Raw genomic sequence first — 4,986 nt, 5'->3', positions numbered from 1 at the left:
CAGCGATGCCCGCAGCTTCTTCACCGCCTGCGGATATGAACCGGAATGATCCGATTCCGCTCTAGTCCAGGGCAAGCCGATCAAGGCGATCTGCCGCGAGCTGAAGCCGTCGCGGAAGGTGGTCGGAAGGTTTTGCGCTCGACGGAGATGCCTTTCACTTACGAGCAGCAGGTGCAGCCGGGGGCGAAGATCGGCCCGGTGCGCGACAAGCCGGACCGGCTTCTGACGGTGAACGAAGCGAAGCCGGCGCGGGAGCGGCTGACGCAATCAAAGTGTGCGAAGAGCTGCGCGGGCTCGGCTATGGCGGCGGCTACGACGCGGTCCGTCGCTATGCCCGGGGGTGGCGGCGGGAGCGGGCCTCGGCGACGGCAGCGGCGTTCGTGCCGCTGAGCTTTGCCCCCGGCGAGGCCTACCAGTTCGACTGGAGCCACGAAGTCGTGCTGCTGGCCGGCGTGACGGTAACCGTGAAGGTCGCCCGTGTCCGACTCTACCACAGCCGCATGCCGTTCGTGCGGGCCTATCCGCGCGAGAGCCAGAAGATGGTGTTTGACGCCCACAACCGTGCATTCGGCGTCTTCAAGGGTACCTGCACCCGCGGCATCTACGACAACATGAAGACCGCGGTGGAGGCGATCTTCGTCGGCAATGAGTGCGCGTACAATCGCCGCTTCCTGCAGATGTGTGGGCACTATCTGGTCGATCCCGTCGCCTGCACGCCCGCCTCGGGCTGGGAGAAGGGCCAGGTCGAGAACCAGGTCGGCAAAATCCGCGAGCGCCTGTTAACGCCACGACTGCGGTGCGGCGGCTATGAGGAGCTGAACGCCTGGCTGCTCGATCAGTGCATCGCCCGGGCCAAGGTGCTGCGCCATCCCGAGTTGCGCAATCGCACCGTCTGGGAGGTGTTCGAGGCGGAGCGGCCGAACCTCGTGCCTTGTGCCGGCCGGTTCGACGGCTTCCATGCCGTGCCGGCGTCGGTCTCCAAGACCTGCCTCGTCCGCTTCGACAACAACAAGTACTCGGTGGCGGCGGGCGCTGTCGGCCGGCCGGTCGAGATCCGCGCCTATGCCGATCGGATCGAGCTGCGCCAGGACGGCCGCATTGTCGGCGAGCACCAACGCTGCTTCGGCCGCGACCGGACGATCTACGATCCCTGGCACTAAGTCCCGGTGCTGGCCCGCAAGCCGGGGGCCCTGCGGAACGGCGCGCCCTTCACGGACTGGGTGCTGCCCGGCGGCATGGAGCGGATCCGGCGCAAGCTGGCCGGCTCCGGCGACGGTGACCGGCAAATGGTCGCCATCCTCGCCGCCGTGCTCACCGACGGCCTGCCGGCGGTGGAGGCCGCGTGCGCCGAAGCGCAGAACGAGGGCGTCCACTCCGCCGACGTCATCCTCAACATCCTGGCCCGGCGGCGGGAGCCGGCGATCACCATCGCCACCGCACAGGCGCTGCGGCTGACCATCGAGCCGGCTGCCGATTGAGCCCGCTACGACAGCCTGAGGAGGACCGCCTGATGGAGCGCACCGAGATCCTGGAAGCAGTGGGGGCGCTGAAGCTCTACGGGATGCGCGCCGCCTTCGACGCGATCGTCACAACCGCGGTCAAGCGGTAGCACGAGCCCCAGCGGGTCGTCGGTAGCCTGCTCGAGGCCGAGAGTAAGCGAGAAGAAGGCCCGCTCGATTAAGTACCAGATCACCGTCGCAAAGCTGCCAGTGGCCAAGAAGGTCGAGGCGGAGGCGGAAGCGTTCCAGGGCGCGATGCGGGAGCAGCGCCTCCCGGACGGACTGGCGAGGGTCGTCCGGCATGGCCATGGGCCGGAGCGGACACTCCCGACCGGTATCTGCCCGGTTCATGTGAAGCGGTTGAACTTACGCGATTGCGGTGCGGAGACCGCGGCGCCGGACGGCAAGAGGATCATCTTCACCTCGACGATCCTGCCGGAGTGGGCGCGGCGCACGAAGAACCTCGATGCGCTGCTGCCGGTGCTGCACCTGCGCGGCAGCTCGACGGGCGACTTCCAGGATGCGCTGGCGGCGCTCCTTGGTAAGGACGCGCTGAACCTGTCGCCCTCGGTCATCGGGCGTCTGAAGCAGGACTGGCAGGCCGAGTACGACCGCTGGAAGCGCCGCGACCTCTCGGCCCGGCGGTACGTGTACCTGTGGGCGAACGGCGTCTACCTGCAGGCCCGGATGGGGGACGACGCGGCGTGCATGCTCATCCTCCCTGGAGCCACGCCCGAGGGGAAGAAGGAGCCGGTCGGCTTCCATGTCGGCGTCCGCGAGAGCGCGCAGAGCTGGCGCGAACTCCTCGTGGACCTCAAGGCGCGGGGCCTCGCCGTCGCGCCCGAGATCGCGGTCTGCGACGGGCGCTCGGCCTCTGGATGGCGCTCGAGGAGATCTTCCCGAAGACACGACACCAGCGCTGCTGGGTTCACAAGGCGGCCAACGCCCTCAACAAGGTGCCGAAGTCGGTCCAGCGGACCATGAAGGCCGACCTGGTCGTGATCCGCGACGCCCCGATAGGGCGAGCGCCGCGGCTGCCGTCACCGTCTTAATCGAGAAGTATGGCGCCAAGTATCCCAATGCGGTCGGATGGCTGACGAAGGACGCCGACGCGCACCTCACGTTCTTCGATTTCCCCGCCGAGCACTGGGACCACCGGAGGAACTCGAGCCCGATCGAGAGCGTCTTCGCCTCCGTTTGCCACCGGACGTGCGCACCAAGGGCGCACTCTCGCGCCGCGCCTCATGGTCTTCAAGCTTGCGATGGCGCCGTCGAAGTCATGGCGGCTGAAAAGCGAAAACCGGTTGCCGCTGGTCATCGCAGGCGTTATTTTGACCGACGGTGTCACGGACCCGACACACGCTGATCAGTGCGCCGCCTGACCGGCCGCATAACCCAGATTCGACCATAACTCCCCTCGGCGACGGGCGGGGCTTACCAGTTTCACTTGGCGGCCTCCGTCAGGATCATCTTGTCGAGCGTCAGGTCGGACACGGCCCGCCGCAGCCGGAGGTTCTCTGCCTCGAGCTCCTTCAAGCGCTTCACCTGGTCGCCCTTCAGCCCGCCGTACTCGTTCCGCCAGCGGTAGTAGGTTACCTCCGTCGCCCGGATCGCCTCCGCAACGGATTTACCCTGCGCCGCCAAAACGTCAACCTGCCGAATCTTCGCCACGATCTCCTCGGGCTTATGCCGCTTCCTCGCCAATTGCTCGTCCTCTAATAGGGCCCAAAACACATACCTCAGGGAGGGCCATTTTAAGGGGGGCAGGCCAGCCATCAGCTCGACAGATACTCATTTATATGATACTAGATGAGTAACGTGCCGTCCACCTTATCAAATTCTACGAACAGAGGGCCTTCGGATTACGCTATGCCCTACAATATCTCCATTCCTGGCCAGGTGTCCGAATGGGAACTGCGCGCGATTGAGGCGCTCGCTGCATTGGTGCCGGTCGGCGGCACCATCGTTGAAATCGGATCATTGTTCGGCCGGTCGAGCTGGGCCTGGGCGAAGAGCGCCGATCCCTCCGTCACCGTCTGCTGTATCGACCCGTGGGAAGGGAACGAGGGCATACGGCCCATGGAGCAGGCCTATGGGATCAGTTTCGGCATAGACCAGTTCCTAGCGAATGTGGCCAATTGCCCGAACGTGCAGGCGTTGCAAGGATACAGCCCTGAGGATTTCCAGACATGGGACCGGCCGATAGACCTGTTTTTCGAGGACTCGGTCCACGCCGACCCCATACTGTCGGCCAATATGGCATTCTGGAGCAGTCATCTGCGCCCAACCGGCGTTGCCTGCGGCCATGACTATCGTCCCCGGTTTCCCGACGTGGTCGCGGGCGTTCGAGCGCTCGCCGACCGCCTCGGCCGCGAACTCATCGTCGTTGAGTATCTGTGGTGCCTTCTGCCGCAGGACGACGCACATCCGCTCGTCGCGTCCGTGCGTCTCGACCTCCGCAACCTCGCCGCAGAGTCCGAAGCGGCTCTCGCCTCAGACCCGTGGCGCTGCTCTTTTGAAGTTATCGAGCCGCCGGCGCGCTTGACGTGCGGCGTCGCGCCCCAACTGACCGTTATCGCTTGCAACGATTCCCGCTCGCCATGGCGCGACGACTCCGGCGCCGACGCCCACGCCGCCGTTGAGCTGACCATCGTAGCCGACGCTCAAGCGCGGGTGGTCCAGTTGCTAACCCTGCCGGGTCCGCTCAAACCCGATCAACCCCAACGCGTGACACTCCGCGCAGGCTTTTCCCCTTCCTCCGCCGGCTTGCTTGTCATGTCGGCGCAACTGGTGCTGCTCGACGCCGAGGCCGAGGTCACACGTCGCATGGGCCGGCCTCGACGCTGGGAGGCCGCTTGCAGCGCTGCTGAGGATGGGGCGCGCCTCCCGCGAGCGTTACGCGCGATACGAGGACAGGAAGGGGAGGACTTTGAAGCAGCCACAGCGGCGGATGTGCATGCCGCATACCGGCTGTTTCTTGGTCGCGCCGCCGGCAGTTTCGAGGAAGTCGAGCGGCACCTTGCCGCCGCGCCCACTATCGCCGCGCTGGCGGCGCGCTTCATGGCCTCTCCCGAGTTCCTTGGTCGCCAGGTGGGCCGGCATTCGGCAGTACTCGGAACGGAAGCCTCAGCCACTGTCTTACGCGACGCGCCGGACGGCATCCCGGAACGATCGGAGAGCGGCTGATTGCCGACCAGACAGCGTTGCGCGACCTACCGGCCGTGCCGCTGAAATCCCTGCGAGAAGCGCGGCGGACGGGTTTCGTCGACGGCGCTGGTTCGGTATCGTTCCAACGAGTAATCCGTGCCGACGACGTACGGCTTCCAGGACGTCGTGGTGAAGGGCTTCGTCGATGCAGTCGTGATCCTGTGCGGCGGCGCCGAGATTGCCTGGCACCCGCGCTGTTTTGGCTAAGGCGTGTTCGTCTCCAATCCCTTGCATTATCTGGCGTTGATCAATGGCCTGCCGCGCGTCGGTGGGCCGGTTC

At 65.9% G+C, this 4,986-nt stretch carries 1 protein-coding gene and 5 pseudogenes; 5 read left to right on the top strand and 1 reads right to left on the bottom strand.

Annotation, left to right across the window (positions count from 1 at the left end; genetic code table 11):
- Positions 1-79: 79 nt before the first annotated feature.
- The 3 pseudogenes from istA to RUR49_RS15015 form a co-directional block, all read left to right on the top strand.
- Positions 80-1,475, top strand: a pseudogene (gene istA, locus RUR49_RS15025) (IS21 family transposase); the annotation flags it as partial.
- A 35-nt stretch (positions 1,476-1,510) separates the two neighbouring features.
- A pseudogene (locus RUR49_RS15020) lies at positions 1,511-1,718 on the top strand (ATP-binding protein); the annotation flags it as partial.
- Positions 1,698-2,881: pseudogene (locus RUR49_RS15015) on the top strand (IS256 family transposase); the annotation flags it as partial. The pseudogenes RUR49_RS15020 and RUR49_RS15015, both read left to right, overlap by 21 nt.
- A gap of 35 nt (positions 2,882-2,916) precedes the next feature.
- Here RUR49_RS15015 and RUR49_RS15010 read toward each other — a convergent pair.
- Positions 2,917-3,203: pseudogene (locus RUR49_RS15010) on the bottom strand (transposase); the annotation flags it as partial.
- Between the two features lie 105 nt (positions 3,204-3,308).
- Here RUR49_RS15010 and RUR49_RS15005 point away from each other — a divergent pair.
- Positions 3,309-4,685 (top strand): class I SAM-dependent methyltransferase, encoded by a 1,377-nt coding sequence (locus tag RUR49_RS15005; RefSeq protein ID WP_409147200.1) that lies wholly within the window; start codon positions 3,309-3,311, stop codon positions 4,683-4,685.
- Positions 4,649-4,910, top strand: a pseudogene (locus RUR49_RS15000) (Mu transposase domain-containing protein); the annotation flags it as partial. The gene RUR49_RS15005 and the pseudogene RUR49_RS15000, both read left to right, overlap by 37 nt.
- Positions 4,911-4,986: the final 76 nt, after the last annotated feature.

It is taken from the genome of Pseudoxanthobacter sp. M-2, assembly GCF_046156265.1.
Taxonomy (GTDB): Bacteria; Pseudomonadota; Alphaproteobacteria; order Rhizobiales; family Segnochrobactraceae; genus CAMDHY01.
This window is presented reverse-complemented; position numbering and strand designations above follow the sequence as displayed.

What these genes read in the sequence shown, in the direction of transcription:
- RUR49_RS15005 (WP_409147200.1), top strand. Translation starts at nt 3,309, where the DNA reads ATGAGTAACGTGCCGTCCACCTTATCAAATTCTACGAACAGAGGGCCT.